At 61.1% G+C, this 25,459-nt stretch carries 28 protein-coding genes and 2 tRNA genes; 26 read left to right on the top strand and 4 right to left on the bottom strand.

Annotation, left to right across the window (positions count from 1 at the left end):
• The first annotated feature begins 19 nt into the window (after positions 1–19).
• The 5 genes from ftsH to RUGAMON1_RS10915 all read left to right on the top strand — a co-directional run bounded on the left by ftsH (position 20) and on the right by RUGAMON1_RS10915 (position 4,487).
• Positions 20–1,903 carry an ATP-dependent zinc metalloprotease FtsH gene (ftsH, locus tag RUGAMON1_RS10935; RefSeq protein ID WP_217943709.1) on the top strand — a complete coding sequence of 628 codons (1,884 nt, stop codon included), beginning with the start codon at positions 20–22 and terminating at the stop codon, positions 1,901–1,903.
• A 73-nt stretch (positions 1,904–1,976) separates the two neighbouring features.
• Positions 1,977–2,828 (top strand): dihydropteroate synthase, encoded by an 852-nt coding sequence (folP, locus tag RUGAMON1_RS10930; RefSeq protein ID WP_445230535.1) that lies wholly within the window; start codon positions 1,977–1,979, stop codon positions 2,826–2,828.
• A 12-nt stretch (positions 2,829–2,840) separates the two neighbouring features.
• Positions 2,841–4,190, top strand: a complete 1,350-nt coding sequence (gene glmM, locus RUGAMON1_RS10925) for a phosphoglucosamine mutase (protein WP_445230534.1) — start codon at positions 2,841–2,843, stop codon at positions 4,188–4,190.
• A 71-nt stretch (positions 4,191–4,261) separates the two neighbouring features.
• A tRNA-Pro gene (locus RUGAMON1_RS10920) sits at positions 4,262–4,338 on the top strand.
• Between the two features lie 72 nt (positions 4,339–4,410).
• Positions 4,411–4,487, top strand: a tRNA-Arg gene (locus tag RUGAMON1_RS10915).
• An 81-nt stretch (positions 4,488–4,568) separates the two neighbouring features.
• Here the strand turns inward: RUGAMON1_RS10915 and RUGAMON1_RS10910 are convergent.
• The gene (locus RUGAMON1_RS10910) at positions 4,569–5,120 is read right to left on the bottom strand and encodes a tyrosine-type recombinase/integrase (RefSeq protein WP_445230533.1); all 552 of its coding nucleotides are present in this window, start codon (positions 5,118–5,120) and stop codon (positions 4,569–4,571) included.
• 300 nt (positions 5,121–5,420) lie between these two features.
• Between RUGAMON1_RS10910 and RUGAMON1_RS10905 the strand changes: the two genes are divergently transcribed.
• From RUGAMON1_RS10905 to RUGAMON1_RS10895, 3 genes are all read left to right on the top strand, one after another.
• Positions 5,421–6,491, top strand: coding sequence for a ParA family protein (locus RUGAMON1_RS10905; protein WP_445230532.1), 1,071 nt, complete (start codon positions 5,421–5,423; stop codon positions 6,489–6,491).
• Positions 6,491–7,093, top strand: coding sequence for a hypothetical protein (locus tag RUGAMON1_RS10900; protein WP_445230531.1), 603 nt, complete (start codon positions 6,491–6,493; stop codon positions 7,091–7,093). The genes RUGAMON1_RS10905 and RUGAMON1_RS10900 overlap by 1 nt, the downstream gene beginning before the upstream one ends.
• 76 nt (positions 7,094–7,169) lie before the next feature.
• A complete protein-coding gene (locus tag RUGAMON1_RS10895; RefSeq protein WP_445230530.1) occupies positions 7,170–8,126 on the top strand; it encodes a hypothetical protein in 957 nt (318 codons plus the stop codon).
• Positions 8,127–8,257: 131 nt separating this feature from the next.
• Here RUGAMON1_RS10895 and RUGAMON1_RS10890 read toward each other — a convergent pair whose 3' ends face one another.
• Positions 8,258–8,767 carry a hypothetical protein gene (locus RUGAMON1_RS10890; RefSeq protein WP_445230529.1) on the bottom strand — a complete coding sequence of 170 codons (510 nt, stop codon included), beginning with the start codon at positions 8,765–8,767 and terminating at the stop codon, positions 8,258–8,260.
• A gap of 2 nt (positions 8,768–8,769) precedes the next feature.
• On the bottom strand, positions 8,770–9,813 hold the full coding sequence (locus RUGAMON1_RS10885) for a hypothetical protein (RefSeq protein WP_445230528.1): 1,044 nt from the start codon (positions 9,811–9,813) through the stop codon (positions 8,770–8,772).
• 249 nt (positions 9,814–10,062) lie between these two features.
• On the opposite strand from RUGAMON1_RS10885, the gene RUGAMON1_RS10880 reads away from it, so the two are divergent.
• The 3 genes from RUGAMON1_RS10880 to RUGAMON1_RS10870 all read left to right on the top strand — a co-directional run bounded on the left by RUGAMON1_RS10880 (position 10,063) and on the right by RUGAMON1_RS10870 (position 11,547).
• Positions 10,063–10,305 (top strand): hypothetical protein, encoded by a 243-nt coding sequence (locus tag RUGAMON1_RS10880; RefSeq protein WP_445230527.1) that lies wholly within the window; start codon positions 10,063–10,065, stop codon positions 10,303–10,305.
• A gap of 96 nt (positions 10,306–10,401) precedes the next feature.
• Positions 10,402–10,683 carry a hypothetical protein gene (locus tag RUGAMON1_RS10875; RefSeq protein WP_445230526.1) on the top strand — a complete coding sequence of 94 codons (282 nt, stop codon included), beginning with the start codon at positions 10,402–10,404 and terminating at the stop codon, positions 10,681–10,683.
• Positions 10,684–10,797: 114 nt separating this feature from the next.
• Complete coding sequence (locus tag RUGAMON1_RS10870; protein ID WP_445230525.1) at positions 10,798–11,547, top strand: hypothetical protein; 750 nt, start codon at positions 10,798–10,800, stop codon at positions 11,545–11,547.
• Positions 11,548–11,632: 85 nt separating this feature from the next.
• On the opposite strand, the gene RUGAMON1_RS10865 is transcribed toward RUGAMON1_RS10870, so the two are convergent.
• Positions 11,633–12,331, bottom strand: a complete 699-nt coding sequence (locus RUGAMON1_RS10865) for an XRE family transcriptional regulator (protein WP_445230524.1) — start codon at positions 12,329–12,331, stop codon at positions 11,633–11,635.
• A gap of 89 nt (positions 12,332–12,420) precedes the next feature.
• Between RUGAMON1_RS10865 and RUGAMON1_RS10860 the strand changes: the two genes are divergently transcribed.
• From RUGAMON1_RS10860 to RUGAMON1_RS10790, 15 genes are all read left to right on the top strand, one after another.
• Positions 12,421–13,371 carry a DUF1376 domain-containing protein gene (locus RUGAMON1_RS10860; RefSeq protein WP_445230523.1) on the top strand — a complete coding sequence of 317 codons (951 nt, stop codon included), beginning with the start codon at positions 12,421–12,423 and terminating at the stop codon, positions 13,369–13,371.
• Positions 13,295–13,918 (top strand): hypothetical protein, encoded by a 624-nt coding sequence (locus tag RUGAMON1_RS10855; RefSeq protein ID WP_445230522.1) that lies wholly within the window; start codon positions 13,295–13,297, stop codon positions 13,916–13,918. The genes RUGAMON1_RS10860 and RUGAMON1_RS10855 overlap by 77 nt, the downstream gene beginning before the upstream one ends.
• Positions 13,919–13,931: 13 nt before the next feature.
• Complete coding sequence (locus RUGAMON1_RS10850; protein WP_445230521.1) at positions 13,932–14,534, top strand: DNA-binding protein; 603 nt, start codon at positions 13,932–13,934, stop codon at positions 14,532–14,534.
• Between the two features lie 155 nt (positions 14,535–14,689).
• Positions 14,690–15,529, top strand: coding sequence for a hypothetical protein (locus tag RUGAMON1_RS10845; protein ID WP_445230520.1), 840 nt, complete (start codon positions 14,690–14,692; stop codon positions 15,527–15,529).
• Between the two features lie 71 nt (positions 15,530–15,600).
• Complete coding sequence (locus RUGAMON1_RS10840) at positions 15,601–17,469, top strand: phage tail sheath C-terminal domain-containing protein (protein ID WP_445230519.1); 1,869 nt, start codon at positions 15,601–15,603, stop codon at positions 17,467–17,469.
• A 58-nt stretch (positions 17,470–17,527) separates the two neighbouring features.
• Positions 17,528–17,965, top strand: a complete 438-nt coding sequence (locus RUGAMON1_RS10835; protein ID WP_008447387.1) for a hypothetical protein — start codon at positions 17,528–17,530, stop codon at positions 17,963–17,965.
• A gap of 116 nt (positions 17,966–18,081) precedes the next feature.
• Positions 18,082–18,441 carry a hypothetical protein gene (locus RUGAMON1_RS10830; protein WP_445230518.1) on the top strand — a complete coding sequence of 120 codons (360 nt, stop codon included), beginning with the start codon at positions 18,082–18,084 and terminating at the stop codon, positions 18,439–18,441.
• Positions 18,442–18,476: 35 nt separating this feature from the next.
• Entirely contained in the window at positions 18,477–18,611 is a 135-nt protein-coding gene (locus RUGAMON1_RS10825; protein ID WP_268878369.1) for a hypothetical protein, read from the top strand.
• 22 nt (positions 18,612–18,633) lie between these two features.
• Positions 18,634–20,598: a phage tail tape measure protein gene (locus tag RUGAMON1_RS10820; protein WP_445230517.1), complete on the top strand. Its 1,965-nt coding sequence runs from the start codon at positions 18,634–18,636 to the stop codon at positions 20,596–20,598.
• Between the two features lie 5 nt (positions 20,599–20,603).
• Complete coding sequence (locus RUGAMON1_RS10815) at positions 20,604–21,575, top strand: LysM peptidoglycan-binding domain-containing protein (protein WP_445230516.1); 972 nt, start codon at positions 20,604–20,606, stop codon at positions 21,573–21,575.
• Positions 21,572–22,678 (top strand): phage late control D family protein, encoded by a 1,107-nt coding sequence (locus tag RUGAMON1_RS10810; protein WP_445230515.1) that lies wholly within the window; start codon positions 21,572–21,574, stop codon positions 22,676–22,678. The genes RUGAMON1_RS10815 and RUGAMON1_RS10810 overlap by 4 nt, the downstream gene beginning before the upstream one ends.
• 14 nt (positions 22,679–22,692) lie before the next feature.
• Positions 22,693–23,367: a phage baseplate assembly protein V gene (locus RUGAMON1_RS10805; RefSeq protein ID WP_445230514.1), complete on the top strand. Its 675-nt coding sequence runs from the start codon at positions 22,693–22,695 to the stop codon at positions 23,365–23,367.
• Positions 23,364–23,729 carry a phage tail protein gene (locus RUGAMON1_RS10800; protein WP_445230513.1) on the top strand — a complete coding sequence of 122 codons (366 nt, stop codon included), beginning with the start codon at positions 23,364–23,366 and terminating at the stop codon, positions 23,727–23,729. The genes RUGAMON1_RS10805 and RUGAMON1_RS10800 overlap by 4 nt, the downstream gene beginning before the upstream one ends.
• A gap of 3 nt (positions 23,730–23,732) precedes the next feature.
• Entirely contained in the window at positions 23,733–24,851 is a 1,119-nt protein-coding gene (locus tag RUGAMON1_RS10795; RefSeq protein ID WP_445230512.1) for a baseplate J/gp47 family protein, read from the top strand.
• Complete coding sequence (locus RUGAMON1_RS10790) at positions 24,851–25,429, top strand: UCP028438 family phage-derived protein (RefSeq protein WP_445230511.1); 579 nt, start codon at positions 24,851–24,853, stop codon at positions 25,427–25,429. Before RUGAMON1_RS10795 ends, RUGAMON1_RS10790 begins: the two co-directional genes overlap by 1 nt.
• Positions 25,430–25,459: the final 30 nt, after the last annotated feature.

Here is a 25,459-nt window from a genome sequence, read left to right as displayed (position 1 = left end):
CTGCATCCAAGGAGTTTTCGTGAATAACATGTTTTCCAAATCAGCCATCTGGGTAGTCGTGGTACTGCTGCTGCTGATGCTGTACAAGCAGTTTGACAGCCACGGCGTGACCGCTGGCGCCAAACCCATCGCTTATTCCGATTTGCTGGATGAGGTCAAGGCCAAGCGTATCAAGGATGTGGTGATCGAAGGCGTCAACATCACGGCCACCCGTAGCGACGACACCAAGGTGCGCGCCACCGCCACCGGCCTCGATCGCGGCCTGGTCGGCGACCTGCGCGACAACGGCGTGCACTTCGACGTGCGTCCGCCTGAGGAACAGTCGTTCCTGCAACAAATCTTCGTTTCCTGGTTCCCGATGCTGTTGCTGATCGGCGTGTGGATCTTCTTCATGCGTCAGATGCAGGGCGGCGGCAAGGGCGGCGCTTTCTCCTTCGGCAAGTCGAAGGCGCGCATGATGGACGAAACCAATAACACCGTCACCTTTGCCGACGTCGCCGGTTGCGACGAAGCGAAGGAAGAAGTCAACGAGATCGTCGACTTCCTCAAGGATCCGAGCAAATTCCAGAAACTGGGCGGCCGCATTCCACGCGGCGTGCTGATGGTTGGTCCTCCGGGCACGGGTAAAACCCTGCTGGCGCGCGCCATCGCCGGCGAAGCCAAGGTGCCGTTCTTCTCGATCTCCGGTTCGGACTTCGTTGAAATGTTCGTCGGCGTGGGCGCGTCCCGCGTGCGCGACATGTTCGAGAACGCCAAGAAGCATTCGCCTTGCATCATCTTCATCGACGAGATCGACGCGGTCGGCCGCCATCGCGGCGCCGGCATGGGCGGCGGTAACGACGAACGCGAACAGACGCTGAATCAGCTGCTGGTGGAAATGGACGGCTTCGAAGCCTCGTCCGGCGTGATCGTGGTGGCCGCCACCAACCGCGCCGACGTGCTGGACAAGGCGCTGCTGCGTCCGGGCCGTTTCGACCGTCAAGTCTCGGTCGGCCTGCCGGACATCCGCGGCCGCGAACAGATCCTGAACGTGCACATGCGCAAAGTGCCTATCGGCACCGACGTCAAGGCCGACATCCTGGCCCGCGGCACGCCTGGTTTCTCGGGCGCCGACCTGGCCAACCTGGTCAACGAGGCGGCACTGTTCGCCGCGCGCCGCAGCAAGCGCCTGGTCGACATGATCGACTTCGAAGATGCGAAGGACAAGATCTTCATGGGTCCGGAACGCAAGTCGATGGTCATCCGCGAGGAAGAGCGCCGCAACACCGCGTATCACGAGTCCGGCCACGCCGTGGTCGCCAAGCTGCTGCCGAAGGCCGATCCGGTCCACAAAGTGACCATCATGCCGCGCGGCTGGGCCCTGGGCCTGACCTGGCAGCTGCCTGAGCACGATAATATTTCGGGCTACAAGGACAAGATGCTGGAAGAAATTTCCATCCTGTTCGGCGGCCGCATCGCCGAAGAGATTTTCGTCGGCCAGATGTCGACCGGCGCCTCGAACGACTTCTCGCGCGCCACCAAGCTGGCCCGCTCGATGGTGACCCGCTTCGGCATGTCCGACGCGATGGGCGTGATGGTCTACGAAGACAGCCAGAACGACGGCTTCTTCGGCGGCGCATCGAAGACGATTTCCGAAGCGACCCAGCAAATGGTCGACGCCGAGATCCGCAGCATCCTCGACACGCAATACAAGCTGGCGCGCAAGCTGCTGGAAGAGAACCGCGAAAAGGTCGAAGTGATGACCAAGGCGCTGATGGAATGGGAAACCATTGATGCCGACCAGATCAACGACATCATGGCCGGCCTGGAGCCACGCGCGCCGAAAGCCGGCGTGACCATCCGCAAGCATCCGCCTAGCGACGGCGGCTCGGGCGTATCGCCTAGCGTGACCGCTCCAGCCTGAGTCGTGGCTGAGTAGCAAGACAGAGGGGTGGGGAGCGATCCTCGCCCTTTTTTTATTTTTCTTCCGGTTATCCATGCGATCTACATTACAGTTCGGCCGTTTCAACTATCCGTGGCGGGGCGAGCGCGTCCGCGCCCGCGTGATGGGCATCCTCAACGTCACCCCCGATTCGTTCTCCGACGGCGGCCAGCACCAGTCGCTGGAGTTCGCCATCTCCCATGCCGAGCAGATGATCCTGGACGGCGTCGACATCATCGACGTCGGCGGCGAGTCCAGCCGTCCCGGCGCGCCGCCGCTGCCGCTGGAGCAGGAGTTGCAGCGCGTGATGCCGGTGCTGTACGCGCTGCGCGATCTCGGCCCGGCCATCTCGGTCGATACCTACAAGCCGGAGGTGATGCGCGAGGCCATCATCGCCGGGGTCGACATGATCAACGACATCAACGGCTTCCGCGCGCCCGGCGCCATCGCTGCGGTGCGTGACAGCGACTGCGGCTTGTGTATCATGCACATGCAAAGCGACCCCCAGCATATGCAATTGGCGCCCAGTTACAGCGATGTGGTGGCCGAAGTCACCGCCTTCCTGCGCGAGCGCATCGAGGCGCTGACCGCTGCCGGCATTGATCCGCGTCGACTATGCATCGATCCAGGTTTTGGATTTGGCAAGACTGTGGAGCATAATTACGCCTTGTTGAAAGCCACCGGACAGCTGATCGCCGAACTGGACATGCCGATGCTGGCCGGCCTGTCGCGCAAATCGATGGTGGGTGCGGTGACCGGCAAGCCGGTCGAGCAACGCATGGCTGGCAGCGTCGGCGGCGCCTTGGCGGCGGTGGCGCAGGGCGCGCTGATCGTGCGCGTGCACGATGTGGCGGAAACGGTGGATGCGTTAAAAGTATGGCAGGCAGGAATTAACCTACAACGATAAAGAGAATACACAATGTCACGTAAATATTTTGGAACTGATGGCATCCGCGGCCTGGTGGGCGTATCGCCGATCACGCCGGACTTCGTCATGCGTCTCGGCTATGCGGCCGGCAAGGTGCTGGCTGGCGCGCGCAGCGGCACGGTGCGTCCGACCGTCCTGATCGGCAAGGACACCCGCATCTCCGGCTACATGCTGGAAGCGGCGCTGGAGGCGGGCTTCTCGGCCGCCGGCGTCGACGTCATGCTGGCTGGTCCGATGCCGACCCCGGCCATCGCTTACCTGACGCGCGCGCTGCGCCTGTCGGCCGGCGTGGTCATTTCGGCCTCGCACAACCCGTTCCAGGACAACGGCATCAAATTCTTCTCCGACAAGGGCACCAAGCTGCCGGATGCGGTGGAGCTGGAAATCGAAGCCGCGCTGGAGGTGCCGATGGACTGCGTGGCGTCGGAAAAACTGGGCCGCGCCAAGCGCCTGGACGACGCCCACGGCCGCTACATCGAATTCTGCAAGAGCACCTTCCCGAACGAGCTGGATCTGCGCGGACTGAAGATGGTGGTCGATTGCGCGCACGGCGCCGCCTACAACATCGCCCCGCACGTGTTCCACGAACTGGGAGCTGAAGTGATCGCCATCGGCAACAAGCCGGACGGCTTCAACATCAACCTGGATCACGGCGCCACCGCGCCGGAAGCCATGGCCGCCGCCGTGCGCGCCCATGGCGCCGACCTCGGCATCGCGCTGGACGGCGACGCCGACCGCCTGATCATGTGCGACGCCAACGGCCGCCTGTACAACGGCGACGAGCTGCTGTACCTGATGGTCATGGATCGCCTGGCGACCGGCCCGGTGGCCGGCGCGGTCGGCACCTTGATGACCAATATGGCGGTCGAGGTGGCGCTGAAGGAAAAGGGCATCGGCTTCGCGCGCGCCAAGGTCGGCGACCGCTATGTGCTGGAAGTGATGAAGGACAAGGGCTGGTTGCTGGGCGGCGAGGGCTCCGGCCACCTGCTGTGCCTGGACAAGCACACCACCGGCGACGGCATCATCTCGGCGCTGCAAGTGCTGTCGGCGCTGAAGCGCGCCGGCAAATCGCTGGAGCAGTGCGCAGGCGAGCTGGTGATCTTCCCGCAGACGCTGGTCAACGTGCGCGTCTCGCCAGGTTTCGACTGGACCAAGAACGCGGCCATGGTCGCGGAAAAGGAACTGGTCGAGCGCGAGCTGGGCGATAGCGGCCGCGTGCTGATCCGCGCCTCCGGCACGGAACCTTTGATACGCGTGATGGTCGAAGCACGTAACGCCAGCGATGCGCAGTCGATGGCGCGCCGCATTGCGGACAAAGTGGAAACCCAGCTGGCTGCGTAAAATTTCAGCAGTGTAATAATTGCTTGGCCTCTCATTGACGTGGCGGGAGCCAAGCGTTAGAATACTGTCTTCGGAGTGTGGCGCAGCCCGGTAGCGCACCTGGTTTGGGACCAGGGGGTCCAAGGTTCGAATCCTTGTACTCCGACCAAGAACTTTTAAAACGGGTTGTCGAAAGACAGCCCGTTTTTCATTTCCGCGACGTATTCTCGTTGCGACATATCTGCCCATAGCTCAGTTGGATAGAGCATCAGCCTTCTAAGCTGAGGGTCGCAGGTTCGATTCCTGCTGGGCAGGCCAAATTTTTATTTATAATCAATGAGTTATAATCTGTTTGCAACGCCTAATAAATAGGCATTGTACTATTCAAGCGTCGCTGTACTATTCAAACGTGATTTTCGCCGGTTGAACCCGCTCTGGTTTGCGACGATAGATGCGGTCGGTAACACGGCTGTCGACGTGGGAGAGCAGGGCGCGCGCATGCTCTAGTGACTCGGCATCGCTGGCGCACTTGGCGCGTAGATCGTGTTCCGTGAAGCGGTCTTCAAGCTTCGTTTCTTGCATGATCCGCACCATAAACCGCTGCCACATGGAATCCCAGCCTGATGCGGTTTCTTTCACTTCGTCAATGTAGCTGCTGCCGTCTCGGGTGCAGAACAACAGCGCCGAACTGGCGGCCGAGCGCACCGCGATGGCGGCCGCGACGGCAGCTCGCAGGTCGTCGTTCCACTCGTAGATCGTAGACTTGCCTGTCTTGCCGGCAGTCTTGTGGCGCGTGATGTGGATTCCGTCATCCTTGAAATGGACGTCCGGTTCCAGGCGCAGCAGATCGCTGCGGGCCATGCCGGTCAAGAGCTTGAGGCGGATGTAAGCCTGCATCATCAGCACGCTGCCCTTCTTACGCTTACTCGGCAGCGCCAGTACCTCGATCAACTCCCAATCCTCTATGTAGCGCGTGCGGGACTCCTCTCCGCTGAGGCGCACTTCGCCCTTAAACGGATGGCTGTGTGAGTTCGACGTGATGGAGAAGGAGCTGACAAAGCGGCAGGCACGGACGCTACGATGATGTAGCGCGCATAAGTGGCCTCGCGAAATTGATATGAATGGGCCTCGTCCAGGGCGGTGAGCTTATTCGACGCAATCGAGGGGCACCTCACATCCTGCTAGTATTGGATACGTTGATAAAGCTACGAGCCATCTGTTTTTGCTGACTGTTTGTATTCTTTAGCATGTATGATCTGGGCATTAGTGATTTCTTCTGTAAGGACAGCAATGCCTAGGTATGCACTTTGGAACAATAAAGGGGGGGTTGGAAAAAGCTTTCTAACGTTCTCATTGGCTTGTGAATATGCTATTGCAAATCCGAGTGAGCTTGTGCTCGCGATGGATCTTTGCCCACAAGCAAATCTTACGGAAATGCTCTATGGCGACCGATCAGATGCAGGAACATACATTGATAGCCTCTACTCACAAAAGCCTAGGCTTTCAGTCGGTGGTTATCTCGAGGCACGTTTAAATTCTCCCTTCGTCCCCCTTACTGACGTGCGACCGTTTATTACGCGCCCCGGTGATTTCAATACGAAGCTGCCTCCGAACTTATATTTGGTTCCTGGCGACAACCTACTAGAGTTGCTGTCCGAAGCTATCCGGCAAGCGTCTCAGCTGTTACTGCCTATGGACGCTTGGTCTCGGGTAATGCGTTGGCTTGGGGATCTTGTCCGATCATTCGAGGAGCTTGCAGGCGGGGCAGTTGTGACAACATTCGTCGATTGCAATCCAAGCTTCTCGGTCTATACCCAAATTGCCTTGTGCGCTTGCGAAAATCTGATTGTGCCATTTACTGCCGATGATAGCTCTCGTCGTGGGATCGAGAATATCTTTGCGTTGCTGTACGGAGTAGCCGACAATGAATTGCGGGGTTACGCTCGACTGAGCTTTACGGCAAAAGCGGTAGAGGGGATGGTGGATTTGCCTAAAATTCATACTTTTGTTAACAACAGGGTGACAATGTATAAGTCGGCGCCTAGTTCGGCGTTTCAGGCGAAGAGTGAGCCTATTAGAGTTGTGGTCGATAGCGCGCTAGCGTCGTCAAAAAAAATCTTTGTTCCCCATAGTGATGCAGCCCATCTGTTTGAACAAATGCCCGATTATCATTCAGTTGCGGTTGTCGCATCCAGTGAAGGATGTCCATTATCTCGACTGCAGTCGGGTCACCACATGATTGATGGGAAGACCGTTCAGGTGAATCAAACTGCAATTGATAAATATCAGAAGGCGATTAAAAAACTCGTACAGAGGATTTAATGGATTCGGCAGCGCTGGGGAAATTTAGAGGGGCACTAAACGGTGCTCGGGTATTGCTCTCATTGGTCGGGGGCGCAGGGCCTGCTGGAATCACGCAAGACTTCACCGACCAAACACTACTGCGCGCCTCGGTCGCACAAGCGGTAGGTTGTTGGGAAGGTTATCTCGAGCATGTGATGACTGAGTTCGTTGGCAAAACCCGTGTCCAAGCACACCGTCGAGCTTGGACCTTGATTGTCCAATTTGAATCCCTTGTCGAAAAACTGACCAGCGAGTTGAACACCCCGAGTTGGGAGAAGGCGCGCGAACTCATTCTTAATATTACAGGAATGGATCCATATTCGTCATGGATTTGGCGGCCGCGTTTCGCATCTCAGAACGATACTCAGATGTTTTTTAAGGGGATCATGGAAGTCAGGCACTCGTTTGCTCACGGATTTGCGACGCCCACTAGTGTCGCGGGACTGACGGTAGCCGGTCAACTTGACGCTCAATACGTTATAGATGTGCTGGCCTGTTTAGAATTTTTTGCGTCAACGACCGATGCATTGCTCGAGCATGAATTAACCCACCGTCACGGATGCAGTACTGGCTGGGCGTAGCAGCCGGCACAGGTCCCAAGCAGCTCTGATTTAGTGCATTTGCTGAATTTTTGATAAATTAATTTTTAGATATTATATGGACTGGTGGATACTTAAGCAGTTAAGAGTTCAGGTCGCGGCGGACCTTGGCCAGTACTTAGACCGTGTTGAGTTTGACAAAGTTTCAGCGCAACTGACGATCTCCAATGTTATGCCCAATCATGAACATTTTACGCGGGAGCTAAAGTGGGGGAAGTCGGCGACCGTTTGTGGGAAACGGCTGTTCTACGACCCCGTGGCTGGAATGACTGCGCGCCAACTGTCAGCTTCAGAAGTGTTAATGCACCTGGGCTTATTGACCTCAGCACAAGCTCAGCACGACATGCTGAAGCAGATAGCCAACGCTGCAAAAGACAAGCGAGCTACCGGTAACGCCGATGAAGTTCGGGACCAATTGGCTCGCGAGCACATTCCGACATTTTTGGAAAATTTGCGTGGAGCCCTTGTTCAATACTTGAAGCACTTGGCTGATTTAGAAAGTGCACCGTTTGCAGACTTGGTGAAAGAGAGTGGATCAAGCCAGCACAGCAACACGGGCCGAACGAAGAACCCAATTGATCTGAAGACACATAAGTTTGAAGTGGCATTCTCTTTTCCCGGCGAAGTTCGACCTCTTGTGAAACAGATAGCCGCCGAGTTAGAAAAAAAATTAGGGTCAGACACATATTTTTACGATAACAATTATGTCGCGCAGATCGCGCGGCCAAATGCCGATCTGCTTCTGCAGGATATCTATGGAAAAAGGGCGAGGCTAGTCGTTGTGTTTATTTGCGCGGAATATGATGTAAAAAAATGGTGTGGTGTCGAATTCCGAGCCATACGCCAGCTGCTATTCGATAGGATCGATAGAATCATGCTCGTGCGTGCTGGTCAGGGCAATGTAGAAGGTATTTTTTCGCTCGACGGCTACGTCGATGCAAACTCCCACACTCCGGAAGAAATCGCTGAGCAGATTCAAATAAGGGTTCATCTGGCAGAAGTGTTGCCTGAATAAAGCGCAATGCGATCTCTGGTACGAAGGGGCATATGACCGCGTGGCGGCATTTGCCAGGCAGTGGAAGGTGGGTCAATCGGGGAGGGGCAATTCTGCGAGGAAACGAACACGTAACAAGCTTCCGTAGTATGCTAGTTCCCTCTGCCATTAGTGTGAATCGCTCTTCGTAAGCGTTCGGTTGCAGTAACTTTGCGCGAGTTGGTGAACAACATATCCAGTGGGAACAACACCATTTGCAGGATGCGAACTTGCCAATAGGTTAAGACGCAGAAGAGGCCAAACGCCGTTTGCTGAACTTGCGCCGCCGCGTCGCTACCGGCCTTCAAGTCCAGCGCTTTTACCCAAGCAAATAAAGGTGCGAGTGTCACCAGTGTAATCAGCAAGATCGCGGAATTTGCACACGGAAAAAGCACCCTCGATAAGTTCTCTTCGTTGCCTTGAAGCGATTCGTTTCGTAGTCCTTTTTTTAAAGCTTCAGGGTATACAATGGCAAGCAGTGCACCCATGACCCCAAAAACAATAGATGTAGTCGTGCGCAGCGCCTCAAAATATGGCCACTGATCAATCAAAGTAATGCTGGCGCCGAAGTGAAATCCCAACCACCCCGTCACCGTCACCATCACTATGTTGAACAAGAGCATATTTATCCCAACCTAAGAATTCTCGCTCGGTGCACTTGAAGTTGGCCGAGTAGTGCTTCAAGGTTGACCAATTCATCGTCAATCCATTGAACATCAAGCCGCTCACTGTCACGAGCATTTGATTTGCTCAGCCACTTGATCTCATCAGCAACTTTAAAACCTAAATCTTGCAGCCGACCCCCGCCATCCTGAAGATCGTCTTCCCACTCTGCGATAGTGGATTCAAGTTCGGGAAGAGTCAGGCTGACCGGCAGCTCGACCTTAATCTGCGCTTCTTCGATGTTTACCGGCGGCGCTTTACCGATGCGTGTGACGTCCAGAAGAGTTTGCCACCAGTCCCGTTGTCCGGGTTCCGCAGTAGTCAACAAGGTCTTGCAGAAGACCTTCGAAATCGAGCCCACATTATCCCGGAGAAACTGTAAATCTCCTCCGCTAGTTAACGATTCTACGCCAAATGTCGGCCGCACGCCGCCCGGCAGCGCGTCATGCAGTGCACTTTGGCGGTAGCCTTGAATGGTGAATGACCCATCAGCTGCAGGCGCGCTGAGGATGACGTGCTCCGGATTGATGAACTTCAGAAAGCTGCCACAGTAGTTGATGAAATTTACACGGCCATGACTTTGATGCTTCAGGCCGATGGTCGCGACCCTTCGTTCCGCAGGCATTACCCAAAAGTAGGTCGCAAAGCCCGGAATTCTATTTCTGTCAATTTCGGTAACTTCGGCTGAAACGGCACCCACAACGTCACCGATGCCGACGGAAGAAACATGGTGCCGATTCCCGGGCAACCGGTTCCAGATACCGACCAAAAAGTCGCCATGCGCGCCGTGGTGGATGTCGAGAAGGTATGCCTCTGCAAGTTCATCGCCCTCGTTTGTGCCGAACGTTGCTGTTTGCCCAAGAAGCTTACCGTCCGCCCAGGCGGCGATTTTCGCGAAGGTTTCCGCTGTTCCACAGAACATTGGCGCCCGACCTGCCGGCCCTCTCCAGGAGTAGTATCCGCACTTGGATATGTCATACAACCAGATACTGACGTCTTGAATCATATGCACTTCCACCGGAGTAAAAAGACCATTATACGTTCTTGATATTTTGCAATTCTATCCAACTATCACTTCACATCTTGGACAGCGACCGGTCTCTTGAGCTGAACTGTTAGGCCACTCCGAAAAGGCGAACTCGCGAATATTTCAACAGCGCGTCCGTACTATTGAGAAGTGGTGATGCTATATGAATCAAGCACTTAAAAGACACGCTCTACGAGTTGAATAGGACAGGATATTGCGTACAAGTCATTGATTAATTTGAAAAATATGCCAATAGCTGGGCAGGCTTCTAAGCTGAGGGTCGCAGGTTCGATTCCTGCTGGGCAGGCCAGATTGTTTTTAAAATCACAAACCTATGATCATAGTGGTTTTAAAAAACGACGCTACGCTATTTACCTTCTTGCCCCAGCGCTTCACGAGTATCCATTCGATGGAAGCAGCGGCGACTTCTATTTTGCAAGTAAAAAATATACTTATGATAATCTTTACTAATCTGACATAGGCGATCAAACTAGGCAAAGAGCGATGTGAAAAATCGCGGTGCGGACTGATGCTTAACTCGAGTTTTCGATAACGTTTAGGGTCAACATGTCTAGTTTTCGATTTGCAAAAAATCCTTCAGCGTCTATCAAAAAAAAACCAGATTTTGCGGTAGCCGGGAGCCCTTTGCAACAAAAGCAGGCGCTCGACGAGCGTGATAGGGAAGCGCATAACGCTTTACTGCGACACGTTCATTTGACAGGATATTTGCCGAAAGAATATGAAATCCAGCGTGCTGCCGACCCTGATTTTGATCGTGCAGAAACAGCCGCCAACAAGCGTGCTCTTGAGGAAGCGCTTGAGCGGCTGACGGCTTGGGAGAAGGCTTGACGAGATCTCTATAATGTTTCTCAGGGAAAATTTGACGCAGCCAGAATCGCGAATTGGTCAAATACCTGGAATGAGGATGCAGTTCGCGGCAGCTTGGGCGGTACGACGGAGGTATTGGAAAATACCCCAGGAATTGAAAGTGCTAGGAAGGCGGTCAATAAAGCCCAAAAAAAACAGACCGCTAAAAAGTCTCAGGAGAATGAAGCAGAACTCAAAGCAAAGATCTCCGCTCTCGAGCTCGCAAAGGAAAATGCGAGACCACACTCTGACAAAGTCAAACTGGAGGTCACAGTTTTGGTACGTGCCATAGTTAATCCGTCAGTTTCCCCTGGCGAAACCGCAGCTATAGTGGCGAATTTTCTTCGTCAACATGGGGTATTGGACAAAAATCTTGTTAATAAATTATCCGAGTTTGTGACAGCAAAAGCAGTGTGGTTTGAGCGATCATTCTCCGTCAGACTGCGGCCGGGGCCACCTGCAAATAAGGCAAACGCCGACAGCCCAGATTATGTCGGCAACGGAATAGTCGGAGATAACTTTCGAGTATCTGGAGTTTCCAGCGGTGTCAACGCGCCAATGTTGTATCCCGGTATGGAACATCAAGCAAGAATGAAGGATGTTATTGATCGTGTAAAAAGCGGGATTAGAGATAAATTTGGGACATACTTTACAAAACGTCTTGAAGGAAAGCCGGAGCGGCTTGTGGTAACCGTAGACATAAGCGAAGCCCCTTGGGTGTTAGGCGAGGCGCAAAGAGTAGTTCGGGACGCCGTTCAATCGCTTGATGCCAACATGCGTGCCGCTGCACAACCTATCGAAGTGTATTTCATCGTCAGCGGCCGGTCTTACCGAGTTTGGTACTGAGCATCGGGCTGTCAGGGCCATCCTCCCGCGGCCGATAGCAAGCTGCGTCCATGCGCAGGGGCGCGAATTGCCTCGGCTTCGGACCCTAAATCCGGTCCGTCTCCCGCCGCACCACACGTCCGATGATGATGCACTCGCCCTCGCGGCAGCTCTTGCGGCGATGGCGTTGCTGGTCCTGGTTGTCCGAGGTCAGCCACCAGTCGCCGCGGTCGCGCGTCAGGCGCTTGACCACGGCCTGGCCTTCGTAGTTGACCGCAAACACCACGCCATCCTCCATCGCCGTGTCGGCGGTGTTGATGATCACCAGGTCGCCCGCGTACAGATTGGGCTCCATGCTCTCGCCCTTGACGGCGATGGCGATCAGCCGCTCCGGGATGTAGCCGTGGCGGTCGGCCCAGTTCTTGGAAACGCTTAATTTGCTACCGTCGTAAATCTCTGGAACAGTTTGAAAGCCCGTCATACCTGCCGATAGCTGAAGTTGCACTTTGCGAATTTCGTAAAAATCTGGATCGCCCACATCCGCCACCACCACCTGCCGATACTCCTGCTCGACGCCGCCGCTGCTGCGCGCCCGCGGCTCGCGGCCCTCATGTAGCCATTCGAACCTGACATTGCAGGTTGCCGCCAGCTGGGCCAGCGTCTGCGTCTCCGGGCCTTTCTTGCCCACGCCCTTGAGTATGCGGTTGATCGTCGGCTGCGGTACGCCGGAGGCGCGCGCGAGGGCGCTCTGGGTGGTGAACCCAGCCTCTTTCATAGCTTCGTCGAGTCTGCTTGCGATATCCATGCACGAACTATACGTGCATGAATAAAAATACGCAATAATTTATTCATTCGGGTATTGATTGCCTATCCATTCGCGTATATTCTGTGTGCATGAATAAAAATATTTCCAATTTCCCACGCTCCAACCACCTGCCCATGCCGCTGACGCCGGGCGACTGCGACCTGCGCGATTTCACCTTCATGCCGCTCGATGTGCTGCGGCTGCGCGACAGCGATATCTCGGCCATCGTCAGCGGCGACGAGTTCCGCGCCGCCGTGCTGCTGTGGTGCGCGGCTTGGCACCAGATCCCCGCCGCCAGCATTCCCGACGACGACGTGGTACTGGCGCAACTGGCTGGCTATGGCCGCGTCGTCCGGGAGTGGTGCAAGCTGCGCGCCGGTGCGCTGCACGGCTGGATCAAGTGCGCGGACGGCCGCCTGTATCACCCCATCGTGGCGGAAAAGGCCAACGAAGCCTGGCAGGCCAAGCGCGCCCAGCGCTGGAAGACCGAGTGCGCGCGCATCAAGAAGCACAACCAGCGCCATGGCCAGGACTTGCCGTTCCCCACGCTGGAAGCATTCCTGGCCGATGACGGAGCGCCGCTGTCCCGCACTTGTCCCCCGGGACCGGCCTTCCAAGAGACAGAGACAGGGACAGAGACAGGGAAAAGTTTACAAGCTCAAGCACCGGGCGACGCTGCTCCGCCGCCGGCCATGTCCCGCATCGGCGAGCTGTGTCGGCGGTTGCGCCAGCTCGGCATTGCCGCCGCGCCGGGCCTGTTCGCCAAGCCGGGCTGGGCGCCGGTGCTGCAGCGGCTGGACGATGAATTCATCGTCGCCGTGGTGGCGCAGAAGCTGCGCGCCCATCCCGGCGAACATTTCAGCGCCGCCTATTTCCTGCCGGTGTTGAGCGACCTGATGCGCAATCCCGGCAAACCCGCCCAACCACTTTTCGGAGGAACCCATGCAGAACGCCAGCGCGTACTTGACCAACTTACGGGCCGCCACGGCGGCGCCGGCGAGCAGCACACCATCGACGGCCAGGCCCGTCTCGTCGGATAGCGTGGAGCGCCTGTTCGCGGAATTCGAACTGCTGTACGGCAGCCGCCTGGCCGACCTGTGGCGCGGCACTGACGTGCGCGGCGTCAAGGAGAACTGGCGCAGCAAGCTGGCCGGGCTGTCGGTGGGCGAAGTGCGGCGCGGCGTGGCGGCCTGCCTGTCCCGGCCCTGGCCGCCGACGCTGCCGGAGTTCCTGCAGCTGTGCCGGCCGCCGGCCGATGTCGAGTCCATGTATGCCGAGGCCCAGTGCCAGGTCAGCCGCCGCGCTTTCGGCGACGACCACTGGCCGTGCAAGGCGCTGTACTGGGCCGCCGTCGAATTCACCTTTGCCGATCTGCGATCGCTGGCCTGGCAGAACGCCCGCGCCCGCTGGACCCGCATCCTGACCGCCAAGCTGGCGCACGAGCACGAACTGGCCGACGTACCGCGCCCGGTGCCCGCGCTGCCGGCGCCGGGCCAGGCGCTGACCGATGTGCACACCGCCCGCATGCGGCTGCAGGAAATCAAGGCGCTGTTGAAGAACCACCCAACCAATACCAGCAACACTTAAGGAGCACAGACCTATGTTAGTTATCGAAGAAGAAGCACTGTTCGGCAGCGCGCACGCCGCGCTGGTTTTCGCATTTAATTTCTCCGGCCAGCAGTACGACAAGTCCATGATGGCGCGCATGGCCTCCGGACCGACCAGGGAAGGGAAGGGCCTGGGCGGCCTCGACGGCGCAGCCCAGGCCGGCATGATACGGGCCGAGCTCGACCGTCTCGATCCCATGCTGATGCACATCCTGATCGCGCGCGTGGCGCCGCCCGCCGTGCCTTGCGATTGCGGCCGCAACTGCTGCGCCGGCTCCAAGCCGAACAAGGTGTGGGTCGACGCCATCCTGTTCCTGACCGAGCGCGCGCTGGGCGAGATGTCGGGCCTGCTGTCGCACTACCTGCTGCGTCGCGGCATCATCGAGCGCTGCTTCGGCGTCAAGCACAACCTGGCCGACCTGGCCGACCAGTGCGGCGTGCATCGCGATACCGCCAGCGCGCACAACGCCAAGCTGGTGCGTTGGTTGAAGGGCGCGCCGGCCAAGGGCCGCCTGCCGGCCGTCAGCGGCGCCGAGCACAAGGCGTGGATCGCCGTCGGCGAACTGCTGCAACAAACAAAAATGATCGATTTTTAAAAAAGTGCTTGACCGTTCCGCAAAACACGCGGAGAATGGGTCTCACTTTGATAAGTTCAAGAAGTACGTCAAAAACCCGCCTAGTGCGGGTTTTTGCATTTCTGCGGCAGTTTTTTCATCTCGCCGCTTCCTCCCTTTCTTTTCTGGTGAACCCCATGGCCGATCAAACTGATGTCGCCCAAGCGCTGGTGGCGGCGATCAGCGCCGCCGTTTATCCCAACGGTATCGGCGCTGCCTCCGTCACCGGCGTTGCCGCCGTGATCTACGCCGGCTGGCCCAACGCCGCCACGCTCAATACCGACCTGACCGCCGGCAAAGCCCACGTGTCGGTATTCCCGACCGCCACCGAACGCGTCACGCAATCGGCCAGCAGCGACTGGATGGAGCAAGCCATTGCGGCGCCGACGCTGAGCCTGACGGTTGGCGCCGGCACGGTGACGGTGGCGGGCACGCCGGCGGCGGGGCAGAACGCCGCCGTGCTGGCGGACGGCCAGCCGGTGGTCTACGCGGTGCGCGCCGGCGATACGCCGACCGCCGTCGCCACCGGCCTGGCCGCGCTGCTCAACGCGCTGCGCCCGGCCAGCAATGTTGGCGCCGTCGTCAGCGTGTCTGGCGTGCGCAAGCTGGTGGCGCGGGTCGGCGTCGGCGGCAGCAATATGCGGGTGCTGCGCCGGCAGGAAAAAGTGTTCCAGATTTCGGTCTGGGCCAACAGCGCCGCCGCGCGCGATCCGCTGGCCGCCGTCATCGACGTGGCGCTGGCCGGCGCCGGCCGCGTGCCGCTGGCGGACGGCACCTGCGGCACCTTGCGCTACAAGCGCAGCGTGCAAAACGATGCGATGGAAAATGCCACCATTTTCCGTCGCGATATTCTCTATGCCGTGGAGTACGCCATCACGGATAGTGCCAGCGCAACCCAGATCGTCGCCGAGCAGTTCGGCGTCGCGATGCAGTTCGCAACAGGTGGCCAGGCCGGCGCGACGACGCTGTATTCGTAACGCCATCAGCCATACGCCATCTGCTTTCTTGCCCGCCCCGTGCGGGCTTTTTTTATTTTTAGGAGGCTTACATGCCGGTATCACAGCAAGGCGCCATCAACACGACGGCGCTGATCGTTCCAGATCTCTACGTACAGATAGTGCCGCCCAGCGTGTCACTGCTGAATGGCGTGCCGACCAATGTGCTCGGCATTGTCGGCACCGCCCAGTGGGGCCCGGTCAATTCCGCGTCCCCGGTCGGCAGCACCGCCGACTATGCGCGCATCCACGGCTCGCTGCAAAACCGTAAGTACGACATGGGCACCGCCCTGGCGGCCGCGGTCCAGCAGGGCGCCGCCAGCATGCGCTGCGTGCGCGTGACCGACGGCACCGACACGGCCGCCACCGCCGCCATTCAGTCGGCCGGCATCGCGGCGACCGGCTCGGTGGCGTTCACCGCCAATCCGGTGGCCGCCACCACGCTGACGCTGGCCGGCACCGTGGTGACCTTCGTCGCCAGCGGCGCGGTCGGCAACCAGGTCAACATCGGCGCCTCGCTGAGCGCGACGCTGGCGACGCTGCTGGCCTTCCTGCAGGCTTCGCTGGACGTCAACATCGACAAGTTCACCTTTGCGCTCAATGCCAACACGCTGAACCTGGCGGCGCTGATTCCCGGCGTGGCCGGCAATACGCTGACCGTGGCCACCACCGTGGCGGGCGCCACCGCGTCCGGCGCCGTGCTGACCGGCGGCGTGGCCGGCACCCCGGCGCTGACGCTGAGCGGCAAGTACACCGGCTCGCTGGGCAACAGCCTGCAGGCCACCATCGCCGCCGGCAGCCAGACCGGCACTACGAAGGTGACGCTGGCGCTGTCCGGCTTCGCACCCGAGGTGTTCGACAACATCCCCGGCGCCGGCAATGCGCTGTGGGTCAATATGGCGGCGGCCATCAACAACGGCAACAGCGTGGCGCGTCCGGCGTCGGTGCTGGTGTCGGCGGTGGCCGGCGCGGCGGTCGGCGTGCCGGCGTATGCCAGCTCGAACTTCGCCGGCGGCGCCGACGGCGCCAGCAACATCACCGGCGCGCTGCTGCTCGGCTCGGACCTGGGCAGCCGCACCGGCATGTACAGCCTGCGCAGTTCCGGCGCGGCGGTGGCCATGCTGACCGATTGCGACGACCTCAGCACCTTCGCGGCGCAGGCCGCGTTCGGCCTGTCCGAAGGCATCTACATGGTCGGCGTGACGCCGCAGGGCGACAACCCGGCGGCGGCGGCGGCGGCCAAGGCGGCGGCCAACATCGATAGCTATGCGTTCAAGCTGCTGCTGGGCGACTGGGTCTACTGGAGCGATCCGGTCAATTCGATCACCCGCGTCATCTCGCCGCAGGCGTTCGTGGCGGGCCTGCTGGCCAACCTGTCGCCGGAGCAGTCCAGCCTGAACAAGGCCTTGTACGGCATCGTCGCCACCCAGCGCAGCCTGCAGAACCGCGCCTACTCGGCGGCCGAGCTGCAGGTGCTGGGCCAGGCGGGCATCGACGTGATCGCCAACCCGGTGCCGGGCGGCGCTTACTTCGGTACGCGCTTCGGCCACAACACCTCGTCCAACCCGGTGACCAACGGCGACAACTACACCCGCATGACCAACTACATCGCCTACACGCTCAACACCGGCATGGGCAAGTTCGTCGGCCGCCTGCAGTCGAGCCGCGCCGACGATCCGACCCGTCTGCAGGCCAAGGCCACGGTGGACGCCTTCTTGGCCAATATGCGGCAGCAGGGCCAGGTGGCGGACTTCTCCACCATCTGCGACCTGAGCAACAACCTGGTTCCGCGCATCGCCACCGGCTACATGCAGATGGACGCCAAGGTGCAGTACCTGTCGGTGGTCGAGAAGTTCCTGATCAATATGGAGGGCGGCCAGTCGGTGCAGGTCGCCCGCACCAGTACCGTGGCCGCCAACTAAGGCGGTTTTCATTTTCATCCATGCCGCCTGAGGGCGGCTTTTTTATTTGGAGCGACATATGTCGGCAGCAAATCAAACCCTGGGCAAGGACATCCGCGTCGTCATCACGACGGCCACCGGCAACCTGAACATTCCCACCACGGCGATCATGAAGTTCGACGCCCAACCCGTCACCACCGAGGAGAAACGCACCGGCCTGGACGGCGAAGCGCGCCACACGGTCACGCACAACGGCTGGAAGGGCTCGTTCGAAATCGACCGCTTCGACAGCACGCTGGACGACTTCTGGGCCCAGGCCGAAGCCAACTACTACAACGGCATGAACGTGCCGTACGGCTTCATCCAGGAAACCATCCAGGAGCCCAACGGCGGCGTCTCGCAGTACCGCTATGAAAAAGTGGTCTACAAGCTGACCGAGCTGGGCGCGCGCGAAGGCGACAAGACCGTCAAGATGAAACTGGAATTCATGGCCTCGCGCCGTTTGAAAGTCCAGTAAGCCCCAGCCCCATGCCTGAGCGACAGGCGTGCCGTGCCACTGAGGGGTCTGACCCCGCACGGGGTCAGACCCCCGCCTCGCCGTGCGGGGCAAAACCAAACTGAACAGGAACTGCCATGAACAAACCAAATATTTCCATCGAGACTGTGTCGGACGACATCGTCAAGGCCGCCAACGCGGTCGCCACCGTCGTTGCGGGCGGCCTGCGCATCGGCCTGAAAAAACCGAACGTGCTGCGCCAGTACCAGATCGTCGAAACGGTCGGCGCCTCGGCGCGCAACGAGGTCTACATGGGCATGGTCATGCCGCTGCTGTGGGTGACGCAGATCGACGGCGACGACCAGCCGCCGCCATCGACCAAGCGCGAGCTGGAAGCGCTGATCTCGCGCCTGGGCGAGGACGGCATCAGCGCCGTCATGGGCCACGTGGCGGAGCAGGCCGACGCCGCCGTGTCCGGGGGCGCCATAAAAAACTAGCACGGAACCCCGTATTCGCCACGGTGGTGTACCTGGTGAAGAACGGGGTTCCGTTCGATGTGGCGCTGAGCCTGCCGGAAGAAGTCGGCACTGCCTGGGCGATTGCCCTGGGTGAGCAAGAGGGCGGCGAATTCGATTTCGCCGCGATGCGCTGGATGCCCAGGAAATAGGGCGCGGTTTACAGGAGTTCCCATGGCAAAACCATACCAAATGATGTTGAAACTAAAGCTGGCCAATGGCGCCAGCAAGGGCTTGCTGGATATCGCGAAGGCGCTGCAGCTGGTTGAAGATGGCGCGGGCAGGGCGCAGAAAAACCTGTCCGCGCTGGAGGAGATACTGGCCAAGCTGAAGGGCAAGGACGACGACAAGGACAAGAAGAAAAAGACCGGCGAAGCAATGGCCGGGGTCGCCGACAAGATGTTCGGCGCGTTCAAGTCGCCATACGAGGCGGCGGCGGAAGCCGCGCAGGCGCAGTCGGATTTCGAGACGCTCAACCTGGGCGCGCAGAACAACGCCGCCGTGTATGCCAAGGCGGCCGAGTTGTCGCACAAGACGCTGGGCACCGGCATCGCCGACAACATCTCCCGCATACGCGATCTGAACGATGCCTTCGGCGATTTGCCGAAATCGCTGGCGCTGTCGGAGGACTTCGCCCAATACTCCTTCGCGGCCAAGCTCGCCAATGGTGGCAAGGACGTCGAGGGGCTGACGGCGAATGCCGCCAAGGCGCTGGCCTTGCGCGGCACGCCTGTCACCGGCGCCCCGGCGGTGATGCGCAGCGAGCTGGATTTGCAGTCGAAGGTGAATTTCGCCACCGGCGGCAAGGTCAACGGCGCCGAATTCGTGGCCGCCGCCAAGGCCGGCAAGCAGGCGTATCAGCATTACGACAAGGAGTATCTGTACGGCCAATTCTCCGCCTACATGGCGCAGGAGTCCGGCGAGACGGCGGGCGCCCATGCGCAAGGCGCCTACGCGACGCTGGTGGGCGGCGGCATGGATGGCAAGGCCAAGGGCTTCCTGTCCCAGCTGGGCCTGTTGCAAGCGCCCGCCAAGGGCAACCAGGACAACAAGGGCGGCCAGGCCGGCCTGAGCGCCGCCAATGTCGCGCTGGTGGAGCACCGTCCCGACAAATTCATCGCCGAGGTGCTGGCGCCGGCGATCCGCAAGAAGTACGGCAAGATCGACGACGTCAAAATGGTGTCGCTGCTGTCGAAAAACTTTGACGAGCATACCGCGAGCTTTATCGGCGACCAGATCGTCAACCAGCCGCGCTTGCAAACCCAGGCCAAGACGTATGAGAAGGCCAGCAACTACGGCAGCGCTTACCAGCAATACCTGAAATCGCCGAAGGGCGCGGAGCTGGCGGCGGCGCAGGCATGGAAGAACTTGCTGACCGTGATCGGCAGCGTGTACCTGCCCAAAGTCACCAGCGCCTTGCTGTTCTTCGCCAAGGCCATGGACAAGCTGGGCAACTGGCTGGGGCGCTTCCCGGTACTCACTCAGATCGCGGTCGGTGCCTTCGCCGTGCTGGCCGGGGCGCTGAAGATAGGCGGCACGGTGCTCTCTTTGGGGGGCAATTTTTCCTGGCTGGGTAAGGCCATCAACTGGATCGGCCCGCGGCTGCGGTTGATAGTCCCGGCCCTGATGGCGGCGGGCGAAGCGGTAATGGCACTGCTGACGCCGGTAGGTGCGGCGATTGCCGCCATCGTCGCGCTGGGTGCTGTGATCGCTGGCGCCTGGTACTGGTTCCACAAGGATGCGCCCAAGCCCAATGCGCCGGCCCTTCCTGCTGGCGCGGCTGCGGCGGGCGTGGTTGCCGCGCCGCGCAGCCTGCCGGCCGTCGCGCCGCACAGCCTGTCGCTCGTCGCGCCGCGCAGCCTGCCTCCCGTCGCGCCGCGCAGCCTATCGCTCGTCGCGCCGCGCAGCTTGCCGGCCGTCGCCCCGCGCAGTCTGCCGGCCGTCGCGCCGCGCGTTGCCATCAACCCGGTGCCACCGCCGGCGCCGACACCGGTGTTCAAGGTCGAAAACAAGCTCGACTATCGTGGCATCGCCACCCGCGTCCTCCAGGAGGCGGGGGCGCGGATGGCCGGGCCGCCTACCGGCTCCAACAACTTCGACGGCACGATGAATCTCGCGTCGGTCGCCTACGCAGGATAGACACCATGGCAAACACAGCATTTACCCTGACCCTGGGAAGCGAGACTTTCCAGGACTTTGAAATCCCCGAAAGCATTCCGCTCGGCGGCAGCCAGAAGCTGGTGGTGCACCAGTTGCCGGGCGGCGTGCGCGTGGTGCAGGCGATGGGCGCCGAGGACGATCCGATCCAGTGGTCCGGCCTGTTCCTCGGCGCCAGCGCGTTGCAACGCGCCCGCGCCATCGACCTGATGCGGGTGGAAGGCAGCCAGCAGCAGCTCAGCTTTTTCGAATACAAATACCGCGTCGTCGTCAAGAGCTTCAAGTACGTGGTGGAGCAGCGCTACCGCGTGCGCTACGCGCTGGAGCTGGACGTGGTCGAGGACAGCACCCGCGCGCGGCCGTCGGCCAAGGCCGCCGACCTGAACGCCGCCATCAGCGCCGACGCCGCCAAGGCCGGCGCCATCGCGGCCAAGGTCGGCGATCTGAAATTGACCGGCTTGATGAAGACGATGAACGACAGCATCAAGTCGGTGTCCGATTTCGTCCAGGCCGGCAGCAAGACCATCAACGGCGTGCTGGAACCGGTGCGCGGCGTGGCCACCCAGGTCAAGGGCATGATCGCCGAGGCCGGCGCGGCGCTGCAGACCGTCACCACGCTGGGCGGCATCCTGCCCAACAACCCGGTCGCGCAGCAGGCCGCCAGGCTGACCAAGCAGCTGGACGCGGCCGTCAAGCTGCCGGACCTGCACCAGTTGCAGGCCGTGGTCGGCCGCATCGAAGCCAACCTGACGCGCGCCTCGGGGGCGGTGACGTCGCTGCAGAAAGTGGTGGTCGGCGGCGACAGCCTGTACCGGCTGGCCGCCAAAGTCTACGGCGACGCCACCAAGTGGATCGCCATCGCCCAAGCCAACAAAGTCACCGATCCCCAGGTGACGGGCGTGCGGACGCTGGCGATACCGGCCACGCCGCCGGACAACGGAGGAGTAGCCGGCCCATGATCAATCAAGCACAGCCAACAAGCGCGGCCAACCGGCCGCGCGGCATGGTCTATGCCAACGGTGCCGCGCTGGACGGCGTGATCGGCTTCGAGGTGAACAACAACGCCTTCTTCGTGGCCGACACCTTCCGGCTGACGCTGTCCATCGCGGCCCAGCCGGCCGGGCGCGGCATCGATTTCTGGTCGCGCCAGGAACAGCTGGAGCTGGAGTTCCTGCTGGGCTTCCCGGCCGATCCCGGCCAGGTCGCCAAGTCAGATTTGACCAGCTTTTTGATCGGCTACGCCGACACGCTGGACGTCGACCTCGACGCCGGCACCATGGTGCTGGCGGGGCGCGACCTGAGCTCCAGGCTGATCGACTTCAAACGCACCAAGGTGTTCAGCAGCGGCACGCTGGTGGCGTCCGATGTTGTCGGCCAGATCGCCAAGGCGCAGGGCCTGACGGCGGTGGTGACGCCGACCACGGTGGCGGCCGGCGGCTACTACCAGATCGTCAAGGCGCTGGTGGCGTCCAACGTCAGCTACTGGGACATCGTCACCAGGCTGGCGCAGTACGAAGGCTACCAGGTGTACGTGCGCGGCCGCACCCTGTACTTCGAGCCGCGCACCGCCAAGAGCGCCGATCCCTACGTGCTGCGCTGGCAGGCGGGCGGCGTGGCCGAGTCCAACGCCATGCAGCTGGGCTTCCAGCGCAATCTGTCGCTGGCCAAGGACTTGCGCGTCAAGGTGCTGTCCTTTCACTGCAAGACCAACCAGGCCGTCAGCGAAGTGGCCGAACGCAAGCGCGTGAGCGATGGCGCGGCCGTGCCGTTCGACGGCGAGGCTCAGGAATACGTGCGCACTTTTCCCAACCTCGACGCTAGCCAGGCTCAGGCCAAGGCCAGGGCGATCTTGCAGGAATTGTCGGCGCACGAAATGAGCTTGAAAGCCGAGCTGCCGGGCGATGTGCTGCTGATGCCCACCAGCCTGATCCAGGTGAGCGACACCGGCAGCGCCTTCGACCAGGCTTACTTCACGGCCTCGGTCACGCGCCGCTATTCGGTCGACGGCGGCTTCAGCATGTCGGTCGAAGCCAAGAACCAAATCCCTAACACCAATACTTAGCCGGAGGAGCACGCATGAACACACTCATCAACAGCATCCGCCTGGTGTCGCAGACGGCCGGGCAGGGCCTGGCCCGCACGCGCATCGGCACCGTCACCAGCTACGACCCCAACACCTACAGCGCCAAGGTGCTGCTGCAGCCGGAGGGCGTGGAGATCGGCTGGCTGCCGATCACCAGCGCCTGGAGCGGCAACGGCTGGGGCCTGTTCAGCCCGCCGACCTCGGGCGACACGGTGCAGCTGGAATTCCAGGAGGCCAGCATGGACGCCGGCCTGATCGTCGGCCGCTTCTACAGCGACCAGGCGCGGCCGCTGCCGACGCCCAGCGGCGAACTGTGGGCCGTGCACAAGAACGGCGCGCAGTTCAAGCTGCTCAACAGCGGCGCCGCCTTGTTCAGCGACGGTCACGGCGCCAGCATCACCTTGAACGGCGACGGCAGCATCACCTCGGCGGCGTCGAGCTGGAACCACAGCGGCGCGTTCAAGCTCAGCGGCGACGCCACCATCAGCGGCAAGCTGGCGGTCGGCGCCGATGCGTCGATCACCGGCAAGCTGGCCGTCAGCGCGGACGCCAGCGTCGACGGCAAGCTCACCGTGGCCGGCGACGTCAAGGGCGCCGGCGTCAGCCTGCGCACCCATACCCATCCCGGCGTGCAGTCCGGCCCGGCGATGACGGGAGCACCGCTTTGAGCGATCTCTCCCACTACATCGGCGGCGACCTGGCGCTGTCCGTCACCGGCGACCTGGCATTGAGCGGCGGCACGCTGGAAGGCCAGCAGCGTATCCTGCGGCGCCTGCTGACCAACGCCGGCGACTACCTCTGGCACCTGGACTACGGCGCCGGCGCCTCGCAGGAAATCGGCAAGACGCTGGACGCCGGCCGCCTGCGCGCGCTGATCCGCGAGCAATTGTTTAACGAGGCCATCGTCTCACACCAGCCTGATCCGGTCATCCTGATCAGCCCCATCGACCAGGGCATCAGCGTGCGCATCCAGTACGTCGATGCCGAGGTCCGGCAGCCGGTCAATCTGGCATTCAACATCAACAGGTAAGCCATGACTATCACAACCAAAACCTTCTCCACGCTGGTTGCCGACCAGGTGGCCGCGATCCAGGCCAAGACCTCCAGCCTGATCGACTTCACCGTCGGCTCCATGCTGCGCGCGCTGGTGGAAACCAACGCCGCGCTTGGCCTGTGGCTGCAGGCCATCGCGGTGCAGCTGCTGTCGACCATGCGCGCCGCGACCGCCAGCGACGCCGACCTCGACAGCTGGATCGCCGACTACGGCCTGGCGCGGCTGCCGGCCCTGCCGGCGGTGGGCGCCGTCACCTTCGCCCGCTTCACGCCGACCAGCCAGGCGCTGATCCCGTTCAGCACCCAGGTGCGCACCGCCGACGGCAGCCGCGGCTACACCGTCGCGGCCGACAGCGGCCATCCGGCCTGGACGGCGGACGGCTATGTGCTGGCGGCCGGCGTGCCCAGCCTGACGGTGCCGGTGCGCGCCAACGTCGCCGAGGCGGCGGGCAACGCCGGCGCCGGCCAGGTCAGCGTGCTGTCGCAGGCGGTGACGTATGTCGACACCGTCAGCAACGCGCTGTCGTTCTCCGGCGGCGCCGATGCCGAGACCGACGCCGCGCTGCGGGCCCGCTTCGTGGTCTACATCGCCTCGCTGTCGCGCGCCACCCGGGCCGCGATCGGCTACGCGATCAGCTCGGTGCAGCCGGGCGCGGTCTACACCATCACCGAGAACCAGCAGTACAACGGCACCACCGATCTCGGCTACTTCTACGTGGTGGTGGATGACGGTTCCGGCGCGCCGTCGGCGGCCTTCCTCAACGCCGTCAGCGGCGCCATCGAAGCGGTGCGGGCGATCACCACGCGCTTTGGCGTGTACACGCCGGTGATCGTGCCGGTCGCCGTCTCTCTGGCGGTGACGCTGGCCGCCGGCTACGACACCGTCGCCACGCGCGGCCAGGTGCAGGCCGCGATCCAGAACTACATCAACGCGCTGGCGCTGGGCCAGACGCTGACCTACACCCGGCTGGCGCAGGTGGCGTACGACGCCTCGCCCGGCGTGACCAACGTGACGGCGATGCAGCTCAACGGCGGCGGCGCCGACGTCGCGGTGACGGCGCGCCAGGTGCTGAGGTTCTCGACCGTGACGGTGTCCTGATGGCGGCCGGGGACAACGGCGACATCGTCGCCCGCCTGAAGGCCACGCTGCCGACCTGGTTCAGCGACAGCACGCCGGTGCTCGATGCCTTGCTGTCCGGCTGGGCGGCAAGCTGGTCCTTCGTGTATGCGCTGCTGGCCTACGTCAAACAGCAAAGCCGGCTGTTGACCGCCAGCGACGGCTGGCTGGACATGATCGCCGGCGACTTCTTCGGCCTCGGTTTGCAGCGCCAGCCGTACCAGACCGACCAGAGCTACCGCACCGCGATCCAGGCCAACATCTTCCGCGAGCGCGGCACGCGCGCCGGTGTGATCAAGCTGTGCCAGGACATCACCGGCCGCACGCCGATCCTGATCGAGGCTGGGCGACCGCAGGACTATGGCGCGTATGGCCAGCCCACCGGCTTCTACGGCAACGGCCGCTACGGCACCTTGAGCACCACGCCGTACGAGTGCTTCGTCAAGGTGTACCGGCCGCTGTCGGGGACGCCGCAGTACGGCATCGCCGATGCTGACATTTACGCCGCCATCGATGCGGTGCGGCCGCACAACGTGACGGTCTGGGTGCAGCTGCTGTAAGGGCCGCTGCGTAGTTTTTATTCACAAGGC

Origin of the sequence: Duganella rhizosphaerae (assembly GCF_040364205.1) — a bacterium.
In the GTDB taxonomy this organism is placed as follows: Bacteria; Pseudomonadota; Gammaproteobacteria; order Burkholderiales; family Burkholderiaceae_D; genus Rugamonas; species Rugamonas rhizosphaerae.
The sequence above is the reverse complement of the archived record's forward strand: the minus strand, read 5'-3'. Positions and strand labels throughout refer to the sequence as shown.